The sequence below is a fragment of the Nocardia sp. NPDC004260 genome (genome assembly GCF_053603155.1).
The window spans coordinates 154,111-171,177 of sequence record NZ_JBSGEZ010000001.1; the positions used below are offsets into that span (position 1 = coordinate 154,111).

The following is a 17,067-nucleotide window of genomic DNA, read 5'->3' on the forward strand; positions in this document are numbered from 1 at the left end:
AGATGTTCCGGCTCGACGTGTCGATTGTGCGGGAGGGCGGCACTGTGGCACTGCCGTCACCCACAGCTGAGTCCGGCGCTGTCAGGCATTGGATAGAGACGCCCCGGGACAGGTTTCGTCCGTCGGGAATGGTTGTGGTGGAGTTCATTCGGGCGTATGTCGGTCCATGTAGTCGATGACCGGGGGCGAGACGCGATGACTTCACCGCTGCCGAACGATCCGGATGTGCATCTGTCCGTGTTCCTACACGGCGTCCGGCTCGACTTCACGGCCTGCCGCACTGCTGCGTTGACGTTCATCGAAGAGCACCGGAAACGCCACTACGTCGACGCGGTGCACATACTTCCCGACAATGCCGAGGGCTGGCCCCGGTTGCCGAACGAGAGGTTGTACTTGGAGCGATGATGATTCCTTGCTCGGTGACCGATGCACGCGCGACACTGACCTGTTCGGACCATGACGAGAAGGAGCTGGGCGTGGGGAATGACGAGCAGTTGGCCATGGATCTCGGCGTACCCGTCGAGCAGACCGAATGGGGAAAGTGGGTCGACCCCGACCGCCGCGCGGCGCAGGTCCAGAAATTCCTAAATCATGCGGGACTGCGTGATATTCCGTCCGAGCCGTGGCCCGAAAGCGCTCCAGAATTGGCCCAACTGGACGCAGCTGTGGCCGCATTGTTTCCGGATATGGATACCGCAATGAAGGCTGAAAACGCCGACATGGCCGACGCCTGCATATGCTTCCTGGGCGAGCTTTTCATCAGGTTCGCAGGCGCACATTGGGAGAATTATGAATGGTTCGGTCGCGAGAATTCGTTCTACGACCACGTCAACCCGATGCTCGAATACGGGTTCGACACCGACGGCGACACCGCGTACGGATTGATGAAACTCATGATCGAGGACTACGACCCGGCCGATGGCGGCATGTTCTCCAGCATGGCGGAGATGCTGCGTGAATTCGCTGAAGAATACTCGTCGTCACGCAACGGCACGTAGCCGAGAACCTCTCACCTGAGTAATTCCAGAATCCGGGGGTGGGTACTGTCATGCCTGATGAGTACGACAGAATCCGAGAACGCTTCGACAATCCGGCTCGCGGGCGGATTTTCGAGAACGGCATAGAGCACCTGTTCCATGACCGGCAAAACGGTTATGTGCAGCAACCGGACCGGTACAACACATCGCTGGGTCCATGTCATTACGACAAAGCCAGGGCCGACGAGCAGGGCCGGATTCACGCCATCGAAGACAAATCGGGTCAGACCGGCAGCAAAAACGATCTCCGCGAGCTGCAAAAAGATCGCGAGCTACTCGCGAAACGCGAGATCGAATCGCTCCTGATCCGGACCGTCGCAGGTGAGCAGATGTCGCCGAAATACCAGAAGTTGCTGGTCGCGCTGAGGCAAGAATTCGGCAACAGGGTGATTCACCAATAGTTGACGCGGGAACAGGCTCGTGCGGCATTCGCCACAGGGTTGGGCCGCGAGAAGGACGCCCGCCAGCTCGAATTGAAGACAAGATATGAGCTGAACCGTGCCAACCGTGCCCGCCAACGGCTACCGAAGATACGTGAAATCATGCGGGCGCGAGAGCGAGCCGAAGGATTTCGGAAGGTGCAGCAGTTCCGGGAAGCTGCCGCTCGTGGCCGGGCGGACGCCCCGCAGCGAGCCGAACACGCCAGACAGGTCCAGGAGCAAGCCGAACGAGCCAGGCAAGCACCCCAAGCGCCGGAAACCGAGAGTGCACGGGTTGCACGTGCGGCAGCCGAGCGGGTCGCGCGGGAATTTCTGGCGCCCGAGCAGTACCGGGAACGACCAACCGCCGACACCGGAGAACGGGCGGCCCGGGAGGCGGCCGAGGCACGTGCGGCAGCCGACAAGCAACGCGCGACGGCCGAGAAGGAACGCGCGGCAGCGGAGAAGGAACGCGCGGAACATCTGGCGCGGCTGCAAGCGCGCGGAATACCACCGGAGGTGGTGAAGATTCTGGGGCTCGGTCAAGCGGAACCGCCGTCGGCGGCGGTGCGGGAGTCGCCGGGTCATGCTCCGTCGGTCGTGCGGGGTTATTTGCACAGCCAGGATCGGAGCCGGGGGATCGAGCGCAATCGGTAGCCGTACCGTGTCATGGGTTGGGCATCGCCAGGTGGTCCAGCAGCACGATCGCCTCGGCCCGGATCGGGTCGAGATCTCCGGGCCAGCCGAGCGTGCGCAGTACCGCCCCGGGGATCGTGCGCTCGGCGTACCTGGGCGCGGCTCCTTCGTCGGAGCGAATGCTGATCACCGTCTCCACCAGCCGGAACGGCAGCAACTGCGTCCCCGGCACGCTCACCGCGCCGACCTCGGCCAGTACCTGCGCGGCCAAAGTCTCGTAATGTCCGCGCAATTCGTCGCGGCGCAGGCGGAAGGCGGCGAAGCGCTCGGTGCGCAGTTCCGGGAGCAGGTACAGCGCACCGAGATTCCAGCGGGACGCACACAGTTGCCGCACGTCGAACAGTGCCAGCGCGTACAGCCGGACCGGCACTGGTTCGGACGCCGCGCGCAGCCGCTCGGCCAGTTCGATCGGGGCGGCGACGGTTTCGGCGAGCAGCGCGTCGAGGATGTCGTCCTTGGCGGCGAAGTGGTGGTACAGCGAGGCCTGCCGGATGCCGACGGCGTCGGCGATCGCGCGGGTGGAGGTGTTGGCGTACCCGTTGGTGGTGAACAGTTCGCCTGCGGCGTCGAGGATCTCGGCGCGCGGCGTCGATCCGCGCCTGCGTCGCTGTTCGAGACGCGGCCGTCCGGGCCCGAGGTTTGCCACGGGTTCATTCTGGCAGGTCGGCGTGGGGATGCTCCGGCGCGGTGGTCGTGCGCACAGCTCGGCGACGGCGGGCGGTGCGTTTTCTGTCATTTGATAGAAATCCCCGCAACACAGAAGTTACCGAAGGTCTCGAAAGCGATACACGCAGGTCACCGAACGAGCGATCGCGGCAGCAAAACTATCGGCTGATAGTTATTGGCCGCCACGCCGAAGGACCGCCCATGGCCACCACGCTCGCCCAGACCCCGCCGCCCGACCTGACCGGCGACAGCGCCGACCTCGCCAGGTTCGGCTATCAGCCCGTCCTGCACCGCAAGCTCGGCCGCTACGCCTCCTTCGCGGCAGGTTTCTCGTTCGTCTCCATCCTGACCACGATCTTCCAGTTCTTCGGCTTCGGCTATTCGTTCGGCGGAGCCGCCTTCTTCTGGACCTGGCCGATCGTGTTCGCCGGACAGTTCCTCGTCGCGCTCAACTTCGCGGAACTAGCCGCGCGCTACCCGATCTCGGGCTGCATCTACCAGTGGTCCCGACGGCTCGGCGGCGAACTCGTCGGCTGGTTCGCGGGCTGGATGATGATCATCGCGCAGATCGTCACGGCCGCCGCGGCGGCGATCGCCCTGCAAGTGGTGCTGCCGTCGATCTGGAGCGGATTCCAGCTCGTCGGCACCGACACCGCGCTCACCTCGTCGTCCGGCGCGACCAACGCCGTGCTGCTGGGCAGCATCCTGCTCGTGGTCACCACGCTGATCAACGTGATCGGCATCGATCTGATGGCGCGGATCAACTCGATCGGCGTCACCGTCGAGATCGTCGGCGTCCTGGCGATCATCGCGCTGTTCTTCACCCACACCGAGCGCGGGCCCGGCGTGGTACTCGAGACCGACCAGGCCGCGCCGGGACCCTACTGGGCCGCGTTCCTGGTGTCCGGGTTGATGGCGGCCTACGTCATGGTCGGCTTCGACTCGGCGGGTGAGCTTTCCGAGGAGACCAAGAACCCGCGCCGGGTCGCGCCGCGCACCATTCTCACCGCGCTGTCGGTCTCGGCGCTGGGCGGCGGACTGATGCTGCTGGGCGCGCTGATGGCCGCGCCGAGCCTGTCCGACGGCGCGCTGGCCTCCGACGGCCTGGCCTACGTCCTGACCGCGAAGCTGGACAGCCCGGCGGGCAAGGTGCTGCTCGGCTGTGTCGCGGTCGCGATCACCGTGTGCACGTTGGCGATCCAGACCGCGGGCTCGCGGCTGATGTTCTCCATGGCGCGGGACGGGAAGCTGCCGTTCGCCCGCAGGCTCGCCGCGGTGCACCCGCGTTACGGCACGCCGGTGCTGCCCGCGATCGTGATCGGCGCGCTCGGCATCGGCCTGCTGGTGCTGAATCTCGGCAACGCCGCGATCTTCGCGACACTGGCCAGCGTCTGCATCGTCACGCTGTACCTGGCCTACCTGCTGGTGACGGTGCCACTGCTGATCCGCCGGTTCACCGGCCTGCCGGACGCGGGTACCGACGCGCGACTGTTCGGCCTGGGCCGATTCGGTATTCCGGTCAACGCGCTCGCCGTGGTCTGGGGCGTCGCGATGGTGGTGAACCTGGCCTGGCCGCGCGCCGAGGTATACACCCCGGCCGGCGGCGGCTGGTGGATGCTCTGGGCCGCACCGCTTTTCGTGCTGCTGGTGCTCGCCGTCGGCGTCGTGGTGCACCGCTTCGTGGTCGGCTGGTCGCGCGGCGTCACCGCGGGCGAGCCCGCACCGCAACCGGCCTGAGCGCCTTCGATGCGGCGGTGCGCTGCCAGGCACCGCCGCATTCCCCCAATTCGGCATCCGAAAGGAATCATCGTGACAAGCACTGCGGACACCTCCGGCGCGCGAGCGCACGCACGGGCGCAGGCCGCGGCGGCGACGATCGCGAATCCCGCGCTCCCCGCCGATATCCCCGCCTCGAAGATCACCTTCGCCCAGCGGATTCCGGCGGGCGGTTACGCGAACATCGCGCTCGGACGCGGCACCCGCGTCCGCCTGTCCGACCCGCACGGCGCGGCCTGCGCGCACCTGCTGCTGGTGCGGGCCGATGCGCCGTGGGAGCGCCTGAACGTCGCCGACACGGTCAAGGTGCCGTGGCAGGCGTACCTCGGCAGCGGTCACCCGCTGCTGTCGGATCAGGGTCGCGTGCTGGCGACCGTGCTCGCCGACACCTCCGGCCACCACGACACGCTCTGCGGACCCACCTACGAGGCCCGGCACTCGCTGCGCCTCGCGGGCGCCAAACACGGCCTGGAACCACGGGACATCGGGCCGACGGTCTCGTTCTTCCGCGGCGTGCGCGTGCGGCAGGACGGCGCGCTGGTCTCGACCGGCAGCGCCGCCCCGGGCTCCTCCGTGGATCTGCTGGTGCACCTGCCGGTCACCGTGCTGGTCGCCAACTCCGCGCATCCGCTGGACGATCGGCCCGCGACGGACCTCGACTTCGTCGCGTGGGCCGCACCGGAAGACCTCGCCGCACCCGGCAACGAGGACCCGGAATACCGACGGGCCCTGGAGAACACCGAACAAGCCTGGACCGCCGCGCTGACCTTGGAGGCAACCGCATGACCACGGCACGCACCATCGTGCTCGACGAGACCGTCCCCGCCCGCTCGCCCTGGTCGGCGGTGGTCCGGGCGGGCGAAGACCTGGAGATCATCGATCTGCACGGCAACCAGGCGGTGGACTGCCTGCTGTACTCGGCGGCCGATCACTCCGAACGCTACAGCGCGCAGGCCACGATCACCGCCCAGCGCAACATCTTCCTCACCACCGGCAGCGTGCTGCGCACCGACACGGGCACGGCACTGATGACGGTGGTAGCCGACGAGGTCGGCAACCACGACACCATCGCGGGCGCGTGCTCGCAGGAATCCAACACTCTGCGCTACGGCCACCACACCCGCCACCAGCACGCCTGCGTGGAGAACTTCCTCACCGAGGCCTTGCGGTGGGGCCTGGGCAAACGCGACCTGGTGTCGAACATCAACTGGTTCATGAACGTTCCGGTCGAGGCGGACGGCACGCTGGGCATCGTGGACGGATTGTCCGCGCCGGGCAAACGCGTCACGTTGCGCGCCGAGATCGACACGCTGGTGCTGGTGTCGAACTGCCCGCAGATCAACAACCCCTGCAACGGCTTCGACCCGACCCCGGTGCGCATGGTGGTGTCACGATGACCGTCGCCGAGCTACCGGTGGCCCGGGTCGCGCAGGACGAGTCCGCGCGACCCGACCGGATCGAGGTCGTTCGCCCCGGCATGCTCACCACCGTGCAGGACTGGCCGGGCCGGGTCGGGTATTGGCACATCGGCGTCCCGCCGTCGGGGCCGATGGACGATCTGTCCTTCCGTCTGGGTAATCGCGCGCTCGGCAATGCCGAGGGCGCCGCCGGACTGGAATGCACCCTCGGCGGCCCCGCGCTGCGGTTCACCGCACCGGGCTGGGTCTGCGTCACCGGCGCTCCGGCGGAGGTGACCGTGGACGGCGTCGCCGTGCCGCAGTGGCGGACCGTACGGGTGCCCGCGGGCGGTGTGCTGGACGTGGGCGCGGTGCGCGGACCGGGGATGCGCTGTTACGTGCTGATCGCCGGCGGTATCGACGTGCCCGAATACCTCGGTAGCGCAGCCACGTTCACGCTCGGCCGCTTCGGCGGCGGCACCGGCGCCGCGTTGCGCGCCGGAGAGTCGCTCGCGCTCGGCACGCACCACGGCCGCGTCACGGCGGCCGTGCCGATGGACGAGCAACCCGTGCTTGCCCGGCGCTGGGAACTCGCGGTCACCGAGGGCCCGCACGGTGCGCCCGAGTTCTTCACCCGCGCCGACTTCGAGACCGTCGTCGGCACCGACTACGAGGTGCACTTCAACTCCGACCGCACCGGCGTCCGGTTGATCGGGCCGAAACCGGAATGGGCCCGCACCGACGGCGGCGAGGCGGGATTGCACCCGTCCAATATCCACGACACCCCGTATTCCGTCGGCGCGCTGGACTTCACCGGCGACACGCCCATTCTGCTCGGTCCCGACGGACCCAGCCTCGGCGGTTTCGTCTGCCCGGTCACCGTCGTCGCGGCCGACCGCTGGAAGCTCGGGCAGCTCTCGCCGGGCGACCGCGTGCGATTCGTGCCGGTCCGCGGTGACCGGGCGGCCTCGATCCGGGAGCTCGGGCTCGCGCGCCGGGCCGGGTGGCCGACGGTGCTCTCGTCGGGCGGCGACGGCGACGACGGCGTGTTGCGCCGTTGCGAAGCCGACGACGAGACCGCGGTGACCTACCGTCGCGCCGGCGACGACGGCGTACTCGTCGAATACGGCGCCATGACCTTGGATCTGGGCCTGCGCGCCCGCGTGCACGCGCTGCACCAGCACCTGCTCGCCGCCGGAGTGCGCGGTGTGACCGAGCTGACCCCCGGCATCCGTTCGTTGCAGATCCGGGTCGACCCGCACGTGCTGTCCGTGGCCGCGCTGCTGGACCTGCTCGCCGAGACGGAGGCGCAGTTGCCCGCATCCGATCAGCTGGTGGTGCCCAGCCGGGTCGTTCATCTGCCGCTGTCCTGGGACGATCCGTCCACGCGCGAGGCGATCACCCGCTACATGCACGGCGTGCGCGCCGACGCGCCGTGGTGCCCGTGGAACATCGAGTTCATCCGCCGCATGAACGGCTTGGCTTCCGTCGCGGACGTCTACGACACCGTGTTCGGAGCCGAGTACCTGGTTCTCGGCCTCGGCGACGTCTACCTCGGCGCGCCGGTCGCCACACCCACCGACCCCCGGCACCGGCTGGTCACCACGAAGTACAACCCCGCCCGCACCTGGACGCCGGAGAACGCGGTCGGCATCGGCGGCGCCTATCTGTGCATCTACGGCATGGAAGGGCCGGGCGGATATCAGTTCGTCGGACGCACCACGCAGGTGTGGAATCACCGAGCCGGTGCTGGCCCGGTTCCTCCCGGCGCCGACCGGGCCGCATCGGGGGTCGAAACACCCTGGCTACTACGTTATTTCGACCGGATCCGCTGGTATCCCGTCGAAGCGGAGGAACTGCTCGACCTGCGCGCCGACTTCGCCGCGGGCGACGTGCGGGTGCGAGCCGAGGACGGCGAATTCCGCCTGGCGGAGTATCGGGCGTTCCTCGCCGAGAACGCCCGATCCATCGACGCTTTCCGCGCGAAGCAGGCGGAAGCGTTCACCGCGGAACGCAATTCCTGGCGCTCGGCTGGTGAACTCACGGGTTGAGTTATGAGCGTAGGTCACGAACTGCGTGTGCTATCTGCGCAGGAGCTCACGGGTTGAGTTATGAGCGTAGGTCACGAACTGCGTGTGCTATCTGCGCAGGAGCTCACGGGTTGAGTTGTGAACGCAGGTCACGAACTGCCTGTGATATCTGCGCAGGAGCTCACGGGTTGACTCGTCAGCGCAGGTCGCGGAAGAACTCGCGGATGTCGGCGGTGAGCAGCGCGGGTTCCTCCATGGCGGCGAAGTGGCCGCCGCGATCGACGTCGTTCCAGCGCGTGATGGTGTTGGCTTCCTCGGCGTAGCGACGAACGCCGACGTCGTGGGCGAAGACCAGCACGGCCGTCGGCACGCCGGAGTTGCGCTTCGGCTCGCCCCACGGGGCGTCCTGGGCATAGCCGACATAGGCCGACGACCCCGCGGTGCCGGTGAGCCAGTAGATCATCACGTTGGTCAGCAGCCGATCCCGGTCGAGGATCTTGTCCGGCTCGACGGCCCGTGGATGAGTCCACTCCCGGAACTTGTCGATGATCCAGGGCAGTTGTCCCACCGGAGAATCGGTCAGTCCGTAGGCCAAGGCCTGCGGGCGGGTGGACTGGATGGCGACGTAGCCGTACTCCTCCCGCATGAACGCCTGCATCCGCCGGACGCGATCGCGCTCCAGTTCGGTCAGGCTCGCCAGCTCCGCCTCCGCGCGCGGCAGCGGCGGAAGACCCGGCGCGCCATTGACGTGCACGCCCACGACCCGATCGGGCGCCGTTCGGACCACCTCCGGGCTCACCGCCGCTCCTATGTCGCCGCCTTGCACGCCGTATCGCTCATACCCCAGCCTGCGCATGAGCTCGGCCCACGCCGCGGCGATCCGCGTGATGCTCCAGCCCGTCTCGGCGACCGGGCCGGAGAACCCGAATCCCGGCAGCGACGGGATGACGAGGTGGAACGCGTCGGCCGGGTCGCCGCCGTGCGACCTCGGATCGCTCAAAGGCCCGATAACGTCGAGGAATTCGGCCACCGAGCCGGGCCATCCGTGGGTCAGCAGCAGCGGCAGTGCGCCGGACTCGGGCGAGCGCACGTGCAGGAAGTGGATGGTCTGCCCGTCGATCTCCGTCGTGTACTGCGGAGAGGAGTTGAGCTGCGCTTCGGCCGCGCGCCAGTCGTATCCGGTACGCCAGTGGTCGACCAGCTCGCGCAGCCACGCGGTCGGCACACCGGTGTCCCAGTCGTCCCCGGGCAGGGGGGCAGGCCAGCGGGTCGCGTCCAGACGGGCACGCAGGTCGTCGAGTTGCCGCTGCGGGATGTCGATGCGGAACGGAGTGATTTCGTCGGTCATGTCATCGACGGTATGACCTGCCTAGGACAGCTTTCGCCCTAGCTTTCGGGCAAACTTTCCCCATGTTGGAAACCTCGGCGCGCCTGCTTCGTCTGCTGTCGCTGTTGCAGACCCCGCGCGATTGGACCGGCGCCGCACTCGCTGAACGACTCGGTGTCGACGTGCGCACCGTCCGCCGGGACATCGACAAGCTGCGCGCGCTGGGCTACCCGGTGGACGCGACACCGGGCGTGGCGGGTTACCGGCTCGGTGCGGGAGCGAAGCTGCCGCCGCTGCTCCTGGACGATGACGAGGCGGTGGCGGTGGCACTCGGCCTGCGCACTGCGGCGGGCGGCACCATCGCGGGCATCGAGGACAGTTCGGTACGCGCGCTGGCCAAGCTCGAGCAGGTGCTGCCCGCGCGCCTGCGCCACCGCGTCGGGATGCTCCAGGCCGCTACGGTCACGGTGCCCGCGGGCGGCCCGACCGTCGACCCGGACGTGCTGACCGCTGTCGCGGCGGCCATCCGCGACCACCACCGCCTGCGCTTCGACTATCGCGCGCACGACGGCGCCACCTCGCTGCGCGTCACCGAACCGCATCGCCTCGCCCACACGGGCAGGCGGTGGTACCTGATCGGCTGGGACGTCGACCGCGCGGACTGGCGCACCTACCGCGTCGACCGCTTGCGGCCGCGCATCCCGACCGGCCCCCGCTTCACCCCGCGCGAAGCGCCCGATGCCGACCTGCCCGGGTACGTCTCCCGTGGCGTCACCACCGCGCCGTATCGCTACGCGGCGCGCATCACCCTGGGCGTCGCCGCGGAAGTGGCCGCCGAGCGAATCGCGCCGACCGTCGGCGTGATCGAGGCGGTGGACGCGGAAAATTGTGTGCTGCGAACGGGTTCCGACTCGCTGGACGAATTGGCGATCTACGTCGCCGGCTTCGGCTTTCCCTTCCGGGTGCACGAACCGCCGGAACTCGTCACGCACTTACGCGACCTCGCCGCGCGCCTCGGCGCGGCGGTCGGCTGACGGCGTGCTGTTCGTCGACGCCTCGCGCCGCTAGCGCTCGATGGACCGCTGCGGCAATCTCGGCGAGGTCCGCCGCTATCGCGGTCAGGAGTGGTGCGCGGCACAGGTGTCACAGTCCGCGCCCGCACGTCGTCGTCTCGGTGAAGCGATGGGAACGTCCCATCGGCACCGACGAGATCGGAGACAGTCATGACCGCGGAGATCCTGGTCACCGGTGGCACGGGCACCCTCGGCCGCGAAGTGCTCCCGCTGCTGCGCGCGACCGGCGCCGACGTGCGCGTGTTGAGCCGCACCGAACGTCCGTCGGACGGCGGCGTCGAGTTCGTCGCGGGAGACCTGCTGCGCGGCACCGGCATAGCCGCCGCGGTGGCGGGTGTCGGCACCATCTTGCATCTGGCGGGCGACGCGAAGGGCGACGACGTGGCCACCGCGAATCTGTTGCGGGCAGCCACCGCCGCGGGCGTCGGGCACATCGTCTACATCTCGGTCACCGCCGCCGAACTGCTCCCGATGACGTACTTCCGCGCGAAGTTCGCCGCCGAGCAGGCCATCGCGGAGTCGGGTATCCCGTGGACCACGCTGCGGGCCGCGCAATTCCACGATTTCGTGCCGAAGCTGGTGGACACGATGCTGAAATCGCCGGTGCTCCCGGCGCTCGGCGGGGTGCGCCTCCAGCCGGTGCACGTGCGCGAGGTGGCGGCCCGGCTGGCGGAGCTGACGGTCGGCGCGCCCGCCGGACGGGTCCCGGATCTGGTCGGGCCCGAGGTGATCGGCATGCGCGAGCTGATCCGCGACTACTTGGCGCTGCTGGGCAAGCGGCGGGCGTTGCTGACCGTCCGGGTGCCGGGCAAGGCGGGCCGGGTCTATCGGGCGGGCGGAAATCTGGTGACCGACGGCGCCGACGTCGGCGAGCTGACCTGGGCGGACTACATTGCCGAGCGGGCGGGCGCAGTCCGGTCCGCATAACCGCCGCCGGGCCCGGGAGACGACGACGGCAATGCGCTGCGCCGGGAAACGGCCGCCGGTGCGCTCGGCACAGTGCCGAGACCCAACCCGCCGTCGGTAAATTCCGGGCCCGCCGATGCCTCGGCCACCGGCACCGACCCGATGACCGTCTCCCCCCGACCGTGCCGCTGGCACAAGCCTGGCGGCCAGGGTCAGCGCCGCTCGATCACCCGGCGCAGCTTCCCCGCAGCGGCCCGGCCAGGGGCGGGATTCGAGGCGCGCCCGCATCCCGCGTGAAGCTCAGTCCATGCGAAACGTGGCCTCCGGGTTCGCGGTGTCCCGCACGATCCGCAACGCCTCGGACAACGCCGCGAGCTGTTCGGGCGTCAGCAAACCAACGAACCAGCGGTCGACGGCGGCGAGATAGTCCGGCAGCACCTGCGCGAGCCGCGCCGCGCCCGCCTCGGTGAGCACCGCGTACGCGCTGCGCCGATCCCCCGGATCCAGCTCGCGTTCCACCAGCCCGGCGCGCGCCAGCCGATCGACGAGCCGGGTGACGCCGCTGGTGGACAGGGCGGTCTGCACGGCGAGCTCCGTCATCCGCAGCCGCCGCCCCGGCGAACGGCTCAGCCGCATCAGGGCGTTCAGATCCAGTCCGGACAGACCGTGCGCATTCCAGACCTGCTCCAGCTTGGCGACCACACCGCCGTACGCCTCGAACAGCAGGCCCATCGTGGTCAGGCGCGGGTCGTCGAACAGCTCGGTCACGTCCATACGGGCAACCTACCGGAATGTTTCCCTGCGGATAGTTGACACGAGGAATAAGTCGTCGTAAAAATATGCATACGCAATATTCCTCGCATCAACTAGTGGAGGTTCCCATGTCGCCGACCGCCTGGATCGCCGGATTCCGCTCCGCGGTGATCCGCCCGGACGAACAGATCAAGCTCGCGGAGTCGCGCGCGTTCACCGACCAGACCGTCCGCCAGGTGCTGCATCTCGCGGGCGGCGGCGCGCAGGTGCGGGTCGGGTTGACCAATCGCTATGGGAAGACACCGCTGGCGATCGGCGCCGCCCGGGTCGCCCTGCGCAAGACCGGCAGCGAGATCGTCGCCGAGACCGATGTCGCGTTGCGGTTCGACGGCGCCGAACAGGTGATCGTCCCGGTGGGCGGCGAAGTGCTCAGCGACCCCGTCGATCTGGCCGTCTCAGCGGGCACGGATTTGGCATTGAGCCTTTATCTGCCCGGCCCGACGGGGCTGGCCACCTTCTCCCACCAGCCCGGCGAAACCGCTTACATCGCGGACGGAAATGTCGCCGACGAAGCCGCGCTCACCACCGTCGACGAGGTGCCCGCGCGGTTCTTCGTCACCGGTGTCGACGTTCTCGCGCCCGTGGCGACGCCGGTGGCCGTCGCGTTCGGCGATTCGTGGTTCGAAGGCTTCGGCACCACGATCGGCGCCAACCGCAGGTCGGTGGACTTCCTCAACGCGCGACTGGAGCGGGGCTGGGTGGTCAACCAGGGCATCTCGGGGAATCGGCTGCTCACCGACGAAATCGGCGAGCCGGGCCTGGACCGTCTCGAGCGCGATGTACTCGCCGTGCCGGGTGTGACGAGTGTGCTGATCAACTTCGGCATCAACGACTTCATCCTGGGCGGCATGGCGGGTCAGCCGCCCGCGACCGCCGAGGAGCTGATCACCGGCTTCACCACGCTCACGCGGCGCGCGCACGCGGCGGGGCTTCCCATCCACGCCGCGACCATCGGACCCTACGGCGGCTGCGTCTACGAGGGCCTGCCGATCGCGGAGACATTGCCGATCCGGCGGCGCGTGAACGAATGGCTGCGCGGCACCGACGTTTTCGATTCGGTGTTCGATGTGGCGCGAGCCGTTGAGGACCCGGAGCGGCCGGACTTCATCCGGCCCGAATTCGACAGCGGCGACGGCATGCACCTCAACGACGCCGGCGCTCGCGCCATGGCGGAAAGTGTCGACGTCACAGTTCTGTCCGGCTAGGTCACGGCTCGAGACCACGCAGCACGATCTCGACGCCACCGCGGAATTCGTCGTCGGCCGACATGCCCTTGGCCTGGCCCGCGGTCTGCGCCAGGTGTGGGTATTTCTCCGGAGGCAGTTCGGCCAGCACGATCGTCCCGTGCCCCCGCAGCGGCGCATAGTGCTTGTTCTGGAGGTAGCCGATCAGGAAGGCGATCAGGGTGCGCTGGGCGATGACGCGGGCGCGCCCGGTGAATCCACCCTCGGTGAGCACGGCGAGCAGTGTTTCCATCACGCGCAACGACTCGACCGCCGACTGCCTGCGCCGCAGCACGATCGGCACGGCGGCCGGATGGGCCGAGAACCCGTCACGGATGTTCTCGAGCAGTACCGTGACGCGCTCCCGCCAGTCGGTTCCGGCAGGGAGCGACGTGTCGATCGCGGCGAAGACCTGGTCGGCCACCAGTACCTCGAGTTCGTCGCGGTCGCGCACGTAGCGGTACAAAGCCATGGTTGCCATGCCCAGTTCCTTGGCCACGGCACGCATGGTCAGCGCCGACGGACCCTCGCGGTCGAGCACGGCGAGGGCAGCCGTGGCGAGATCGGCGGTGGTCAGCGAGCGGGGGCGGGGCACGGATTGACAGCGTACAAGCTACGCGCATACTTGTCGTAGGCGTACAAAGTACACCTACGAGAGGAGTCCCTGATGTCGCTGCCGACCGCTGTCCCGGACCGAAAGCTGGTCACCGTCTCCGGTGCGCAGGTCTTGGTGCCGGACCCGGATCGCCTGATCCACCTGCAATTCCGGCGCTTCGCCGGATGCCCGGTGTGCAACCTGCACCTGCGTTCGATCGTCGCGCGCCACGCGGAAATCGCCGCCGCAGGTGTCCGCGAAGTGATCGTCTTCCATTCCAGCGCGGCGGAATTGCGCAAGTACACCGCGGAACTGCCGCTGGACGTGATAGCCGATCCGGACCGGAAGCTCTACCGCGAATTCGGCGTCGAGACCTCGCCTCGCGCGCTGCTCGACCCGCGCGGCTGGCCCGCCATCCTGCGCGGTGTGGCCCACGACGCTTACGCGACCTTGCGCCGAAGGCAGTCCGCCCCACCCGGCAAGCCCGAGGGCGGCAGTCTCGGACTGCCCGCCGATTTCCTGATCGCACCCGACGGACGGGTGCTCGCCGCGAAGCACGGCGCGCACGTCTACGACCAGTGGTCGGTCGACGAACTCCTCGCGCTCGTCCCAGCGGGGCGGCGCGCATGAGAATCGCCGAAAGTCCCCTGGTGGCACGGGTGTTCGCGCTGGTTCCCGCCGGGCTGCTCGCCGGAGCGTTCGGTTACGGCGCGGTGAATGTCCTCTACGCGTTCCGCAGAGTCCCTTTGGATGTGCGCTTCACCTTCCACACCGCGCTGATGAGCGTGAACGGCGTGGTCATGCAAACACTGATGGGCCTGACCATTCTGAGCGCATTGGTGCTGACCGCCCGCTCCACCGGGCGGTCACGCCTGCTCGCCGGGATCGCGAGTCTGCTCGCCGTCGCCGCGTTCGTGATCACCCGCCTGGGCAACGTCCCGATCAACCAGAAGATCAAGATATGGGCGATCAGCGGCCCACCCGCCGACTACGCCGAAATCCTCACCCGCTGGGAAACCTTCCACGTCGCCCGCACCGCCTGCGCCCTCCTAGCCTTCCTCCTCATCGCCCTGACGACTCTCCTCCCCGCGAAATCATGACCACGAGTGGCACATGGTGGAGAGGTCTTCTCGTCGCGGTTCGCCGCAACCATGTGCCACTCCCGGTGGTGTTTCCGGCTAGTCCGGACGGGTGCGTCTGCTGCGCAGGTGGTTCACGCCGAAAGCGAGCATGGAGGTGAGTACCGCGACGCATCCGATCACGGCGGCCAGGGCGATCATGGAGTTGAGTCCGTCGATCGACGCGGAGGCCGCGATGTGCGACAGGTCCGACGCGATCGGCTGGAACTGCGTGGGCAGCTCGTCGGCCACCGAGCGACCGGCGCCGGAGCCCGCCGCTTCCAGGAACTGCTCACGCAACACCGGCGGGACGGCTCCGGGCAGCGCGTCGAGGCCGTCGGCAGCGGAACCGCGCGCTGAGTGATTGAACATGGCGCCCAGCCCGGCCACGCCCACCGCAAGGCCGACCTGCCGAAGGGTGCCGAAAGTCGCGCTGGCCATGCCCGCGTTCTCGTCGGAGGCGAAGGTGAGTGAGGCCGCCTGGTTGACGGCCGTGATCGCGCCGAGTCCGAGTCCGCCGATCACCATTCCGGGCAGGAAATGCGTCCAAGAGTCGTCGGAACCGAAGTCGCCCATCAGCCATGTGCCCAACGCGACCATGCCCATCGTGACCGGCAGCGAGACCGCGAACGGGACCCGCTTGGCGAAGACCATCGCCAGCGGCGCGCTGATCAGCGCGGCCACGCTCACCGGCAGCAGCCGCAGGCCCATCTGCAACGGCGTGTACCCGAGCGTGTTGATCAGGAACACCGCCAGGTAGTTGCTCGCGGCCATCAGCGTCGCCATGTGCCCGATCGAGACGACGGCCGTGCCGGTGAATCCGCGCTTGCGCATCATGGACACGTCGAGCAGGGGGTGCTCGGCTTTGAACTGCCATGCCGCGAACCCGGCCAGGAGCACCACGGCGGCGGCGCCGAGCCCGAGCACCGTGGCCGAGGTCCAGCCCAGCGAGTTGCCGCGGGTCAGCGCGAATACACCCGTCACCAGGCCACCGGTGAGCAGCAGCGACCCCGGCCAGTCGGCCTTGCGCCCTTCCATGCGCGCCGACTCCGGCATCCGCAGCACGGCGAGCACGCCGATGAAGATGCCGATCGGGACGTTGATGATGAAGATCGACCGCCAGCCGAACTGGGTGACCAGCGCGCCGCCGAGCACCGGACCCGCGACGGTCGCGCTCGCCATGACGGCGCCGTAGATGCCGATGGCCTTCGCGCGCTTGCCCGCGTCGGGGTAGGCCACCGCGAGCAGGGGCAACGCCGTAGCGAAGATCATCGCCGAGCCGACGCTCTGCACCGCGCGCAGGACGTTCAACTGCAAGATGCTGCCGGCCAGCGCCAGTGCCAGCGATGACGCGGTGAACACCACCATGCCCGCGATGAAAAGGCGCTTGCGGCCGAACCGGTCGCCGAGCGTGGCGAAGGTCAGCAGCAACCCCGCCATCGGGATGGCGTAAGCGTCGATGACCCACTGCAGTCCGTCGATGGACGTGTCGAAGTCGGCGCGGATATCGGCGAGCGCGGCGGAGACCACGGTCAAGTCGAGCATCATCATGAAGATGGCCCCGCTGACCATGACCAGCACCAACCCGGCGCGTAGCGGACTTGCGGAAGAGTCGTCCGGCTTGCTGCCGGACGAGGTTGCGATCGTGGACATGTCTTCCTTATGAAGTTCGCGCACCACCCGCGATACGCGTGCGGGCGAGTCCATTACGGACCGAAAGGACGGGAAACGCGCGACCGAAGCCGCGCCCCCGACACTATCCACGCCCCCGACCCCCGTAAATGACGTATCAAGACAAACAATTTCGCGCAGCGGCCAACCCGGGCGGCGTCCACGAGTGGCACATGGTGGAGACATCTCTCGCGCTTTGCCGCGGCCATGTGCCACTCGCGGTTGCGGCGAGGTCGGGGCAGGAGGGTGGAGCGAGGCAACGCCACTGGTGTAGAGCACGGGTTGACCCGTGCCCTACAGCAGCAAGTTCCGTCGTTTTC

18 protein-coding genes are annotated in these 17,067 nt (G+C 68.4%); 13 read left to right on the forward strand and 5 right to left on the reverse strand.

The window, feature by feature from the left end:
• Positions 1 to 195: 195 nt before the first annotated feature.
• The 4 genes from ACWEO7_RS00815 (at position 196) to ACWEO7_RS00830 (ending at position 2,113) form a co-directional block, all read left to right on the forward strand.
• Positions 196 to 405, forward strand: a complete 210-nt coding sequence (locus ACWEO7_RS00815) for a hypothetical protein (protein WP_452419909.1) — start codon at positions 196 to 198, stop codon at positions 403 to 405.
• Positions 406 to 419: 14 nt separating this feature from the next.
• Positions 420 to 998, forward strand: a complete 579-nt coding sequence (locus ACWEO7_RS00820) for a hypothetical protein (RefSeq protein ID WP_452419910.1) — start codon at positions 420 to 422, stop codon at positions 996 to 998.
• A gap of 38 nt (positions 999 to 1,036) precedes the next feature.
• Entirely contained in the window at positions 1,037 to 1,438 is a 402-nt protein-coding gene (locus ACWEO7_RS00825) for a hypothetical protein (protein ID WP_452419911.1), read from the forward strand.
• A gap of 177 nt (positions 1,439 to 1,615) precedes the next feature.
• Positions 1,616 to 2,113 carry a hypothetical protein gene (locus tag ACWEO7_RS00830; protein WP_452419912.1) on the forward strand — a complete coding sequence of 166 codons (498 nt, stop codon included), beginning with the start codon at positions 1,616 to 1,618 and terminating at the stop codon, positions 2,111 to 2,113.
• 10 nt (positions 2,114 to 2,123) lie between these two features.
• Here ACWEO7_RS00830 and ACWEO7_RS00835 read toward each other — a convergent pair whose 3' ends face one another.
• Positions 2,124 to 2,798 carry a TetR/AcrR family transcriptional regulator gene (locus ACWEO7_RS00835; RefSeq protein WP_364428649.1) on the reverse strand — a complete coding sequence of 225 codons (675 nt, stop codon included), beginning with the start codon at positions 2,796 to 2,798 and terminating at the stop codon, positions 2,124 to 2,126.
• Between the two features lie 221 nt (positions 2,799 to 3,019).
• On the opposite strand from ACWEO7_RS00835, the gene ACWEO7_RS00840 reads away from it, so the two are divergent.
• The 4 genes from ACWEO7_RS00840 to ACWEO7_RS00855 all read left to right on the forward strand — a co-directional run bounded on the left by ACWEO7_RS00840 (position 3,020) and on the right by ACWEO7_RS00855 (position 8,042).
• Positions 3,020 to 4,555 carry an amino acid permease gene (locus ACWEO7_RS00840; protein WP_452419913.1) on the forward strand — a complete coding sequence of 512 codons (1,536 nt, stop codon included), beginning with the start codon at positions 3,020 to 3,022 and terminating at the stop codon, positions 4,553 to 4,555.
• 72 nt (positions 4,556 to 4,627) lie between these two features.
• Positions 4,628 to 5,380 carry a DUF1989 domain-containing protein gene (locus ACWEO7_RS00845; protein ID WP_452419914.1) on the forward strand — a complete coding sequence of 251 codons (753 nt, stop codon included), beginning with the start codon at positions 4,628 to 4,630 and terminating at the stop codon, positions 5,378 to 5,380.
• Positions 5,377 to 5,991, forward strand: coding sequence for an urea amidolyase associated protein UAAP2 (locus ACWEO7_RS00850; RefSeq protein ID WP_412805325.1), 615 nt, complete (start codon positions 5,377 to 5,379; stop codon positions 5,989 to 5,991). The genes ACWEO7_RS00845 and ACWEO7_RS00850 overlap by 4 nt, the downstream gene beginning before the upstream one ends.
• Positions 5,988 to 8,042, forward strand: coding sequence for a 5-oxoprolinase/urea amidolyase family protein (locus tag ACWEO7_RS00855; protein WP_452419915.1), 2,055 nt, complete (start codon positions 5,988 to 5,990; stop codon positions 8,040 to 8,042). The genes ACWEO7_RS00850 and ACWEO7_RS00855 overlap by 4 nt, the downstream gene beginning before the upstream one ends.
• A gap of 175 nt (positions 8,043 to 8,217) precedes the next feature.
• On the opposite strand, the gene ACWEO7_RS00860 is transcribed toward ACWEO7_RS00855, so the two are convergent.
• The gene (locus ACWEO7_RS00860) at positions 8,218 to 9,369 is read right to left on the reverse strand and encodes an epoxide hydrolase family protein (RefSeq protein WP_452419916.1); all 1,152 of its coding nucleotides are present in this window, start codon (positions 9,367 to 9,369) and stop codon (positions 8,218 to 8,220) included.
• Positions 9,370 to 9,431: 62 nt separating this feature from the next.
• On the opposite strand from ACWEO7_RS00860, the gene ACWEO7_RS00865 reads away from it, so the two are divergent.
• Entirely contained in the window at positions 9,432 to 10,382 is a 951-nt protein-coding gene (locus tag ACWEO7_RS00865) for a helix-turn-helix transcriptional regulator (RefSeq protein WP_452419917.1), read from the forward strand.
• A 189-nt stretch (positions 10,383 to 10,571) separates the two neighbouring features.
• Positions 10,572 to 11,348: an SDR family oxidoreductase gene (locus ACWEO7_RS00870; RefSeq protein WP_452419918.1), complete on the forward strand. Its 777-nt coding sequence runs from the start codon at positions 10,572 to 10,574 to the stop codon at positions 11,346 to 11,348.
• Positions 11,349 to 11,627: 279 nt separating this feature from the next.
• Here ACWEO7_RS00870 and ACWEO7_RS00875 read toward each other — a convergent pair whose 3' ends face one another.
• On the reverse strand, positions 11,628 to 12,101 hold the full coding sequence (locus ACWEO7_RS00875; protein ID WP_355074748.1) for a MarR family winged helix-turn-helix transcriptional regulator: 474 nt from the start codon (positions 12,099 to 12,101) through the stop codon (positions 11,628 to 11,630).
• A 107-nt stretch (positions 12,102 to 12,208) separates the two neighbouring features.
• Between ACWEO7_RS00875 and ACWEO7_RS00880 the strand changes: the two genes are divergently transcribed.
• Positions 12,209 to 13,345 (forward strand): GDSL-type esterase/lipase family protein, encoded by a 1,137-nt coding sequence (locus tag ACWEO7_RS00880; RefSeq protein WP_452419919.1) that lies wholly within the window; start codon positions 12,209 to 12,211, stop codon positions 13,343 to 13,345.
• Between the two features lies 1 nt (position 13,346).
• Here the strand turns inward: ACWEO7_RS00880 and ACWEO7_RS00885 are convergent, their stop codons facing one another.
• Positions 13,347 to 13,958, reverse strand: a complete 612-nt coding sequence (locus tag ACWEO7_RS00885; RefSeq protein ID WP_452419920.1) for a TetR/AcrR family transcriptional regulator C-terminal domain-containing protein — start codon at positions 13,956 to 13,958, stop codon at positions 13,347 to 13,349.
• Positions 13,959 to 14,030: 72 nt separating this feature from the next.
• Between ACWEO7_RS00885 and ACWEO7_RS00890 the strand changes: the two genes are divergently transcribed.
• Both ACWEO7_RS00890 and ACWEO7_RS00895 read left to right on the forward strand, forming a co-directional pair.
• Positions 14,031 to 14,588, forward strand: coding sequence for a peroxiredoxin-like family protein (locus ACWEO7_RS00890; protein WP_452419921.1), 558 nt, complete (start codon positions 14,031 to 14,033; stop codon positions 14,586 to 14,588).
• Entirely contained in the window at positions 14,585 to 15,058 is a 474-nt protein-coding gene (locus ACWEO7_RS00895) for an anthrone oxygenase family protein (RefSeq protein WP_452419922.1), read from the forward strand. The genes ACWEO7_RS00890 and ACWEO7_RS00895 overlap by 4 nt, the downstream gene beginning before the upstream one ends.
• A gap of 78 nt (positions 15,059 to 15,136) precedes the next feature.
• Here ACWEO7_RS00895 and ACWEO7_RS00900 read toward each other — a convergent pair whose 3' ends face one another.
• Positions 15,137 to 16,729 carry an MFS transporter gene (locus ACWEO7_RS00900; RefSeq protein ID WP_452419923.1) on the reverse strand — a complete coding sequence of 531 codons (1,593 nt, stop codon included), beginning with the start codon at positions 16,727 to 16,729 and terminating at the stop codon, positions 15,137 to 15,139.
• Positions 16,730 to 17,067 lie beyond the last annotated feature (338 nt).

What these genes read in the sequence shown, in the direction of transcription:
- ACWEO7_RS00865 (WP_452419917.1), top strand. Translation starts at nt 9,432, where the DNA reads ATGTTGGAAACCTCGGCGCGCCTGCTTCGTCTGCTGTCGCTGTTGCAG.
- ACWEO7_RS00875 (WP_355074748.1), bottom strand. Translation starts at nt 12,101, where the DNA reads ATGGACGTGACCGAGCTGTTCGACGACCCGCGCCTGACCACGATGGGC.
- ACWEO7_RS00815 (WP_452419909.1), top strand. Translation starts at nt 196, where the DNA reads ATGACTTCACCGCTGCCGAACGATCCGGATGTGCATCTGTCCGTGTTC.
- ACWEO7_RS00840 (WP_452419913.1), top strand. Translation starts at nt 3,020, where the DNA reads ATGGCCACCACGCTCGCCCAGACCCCGCCGCCCGACCTGACCGGCGAC.
- ACWEO7_RS00870 (WP_452419918.1), top strand. Translation starts at nt 10,572, where the DNA reads ATGACCGCGGAGATCCTGGTCACCGGTGGCACGGGCACCCTCGGCCGC.
- ACWEO7_RS00850 (WP_412805325.1), top strand. Translation starts at nt 5,377, where the DNA reads ATGACCACGGCACGCACCATCGTGCTCGACGAGACCGTCCCCGCCCGC.
- ACWEO7_RS00900 (WP_452419923.1), bottom strand. Translation starts at nt 16,729, where the DNA reads ATGTCCACGATCGCAACCTCGTCCGGCAGCAAGCCGGACGACTCTTCC.
- ACWEO7_RS00890 (WP_452419921.1), top strand. Translation starts at nt 14,031, where the DNA reads ATGTCGCTGCCGACCGCTGTCCCGGACCGAAAGCTGGTCACCGTCTCC.
- ACWEO7_RS00895 (WP_452419922.1), top strand. Translation starts at nt 14,585, where the DNA reads ATGAGAATCGCCGAAAGTCCCCTGGTGGCACGGGTGTTCGCGCTGGTT.
- ACWEO7_RS00860 (WP_452419916.1), bottom strand. Translation starts at nt 9,369, where the DNA reads ATGACCGACGAAATCACTCCGTTCCGCATCGACATCCCGCAGCGGCAA.
- ACWEO7_RS00880 (WP_452419919.1), top strand. Translation starts at nt 12,209, where the DNA reads ATGTCGCCGACCGCCTGGATCGCCGGATTCCGCTCCGCGGTGATCCGC.
- ACWEO7_RS00855 (WP_452419915.1), top strand. Translation starts at nt 5,988, where the DNA reads ATGACCGTCGCCGAGCTACCGGTGGCCCGGGTCGCGCAGGACGAGTCC.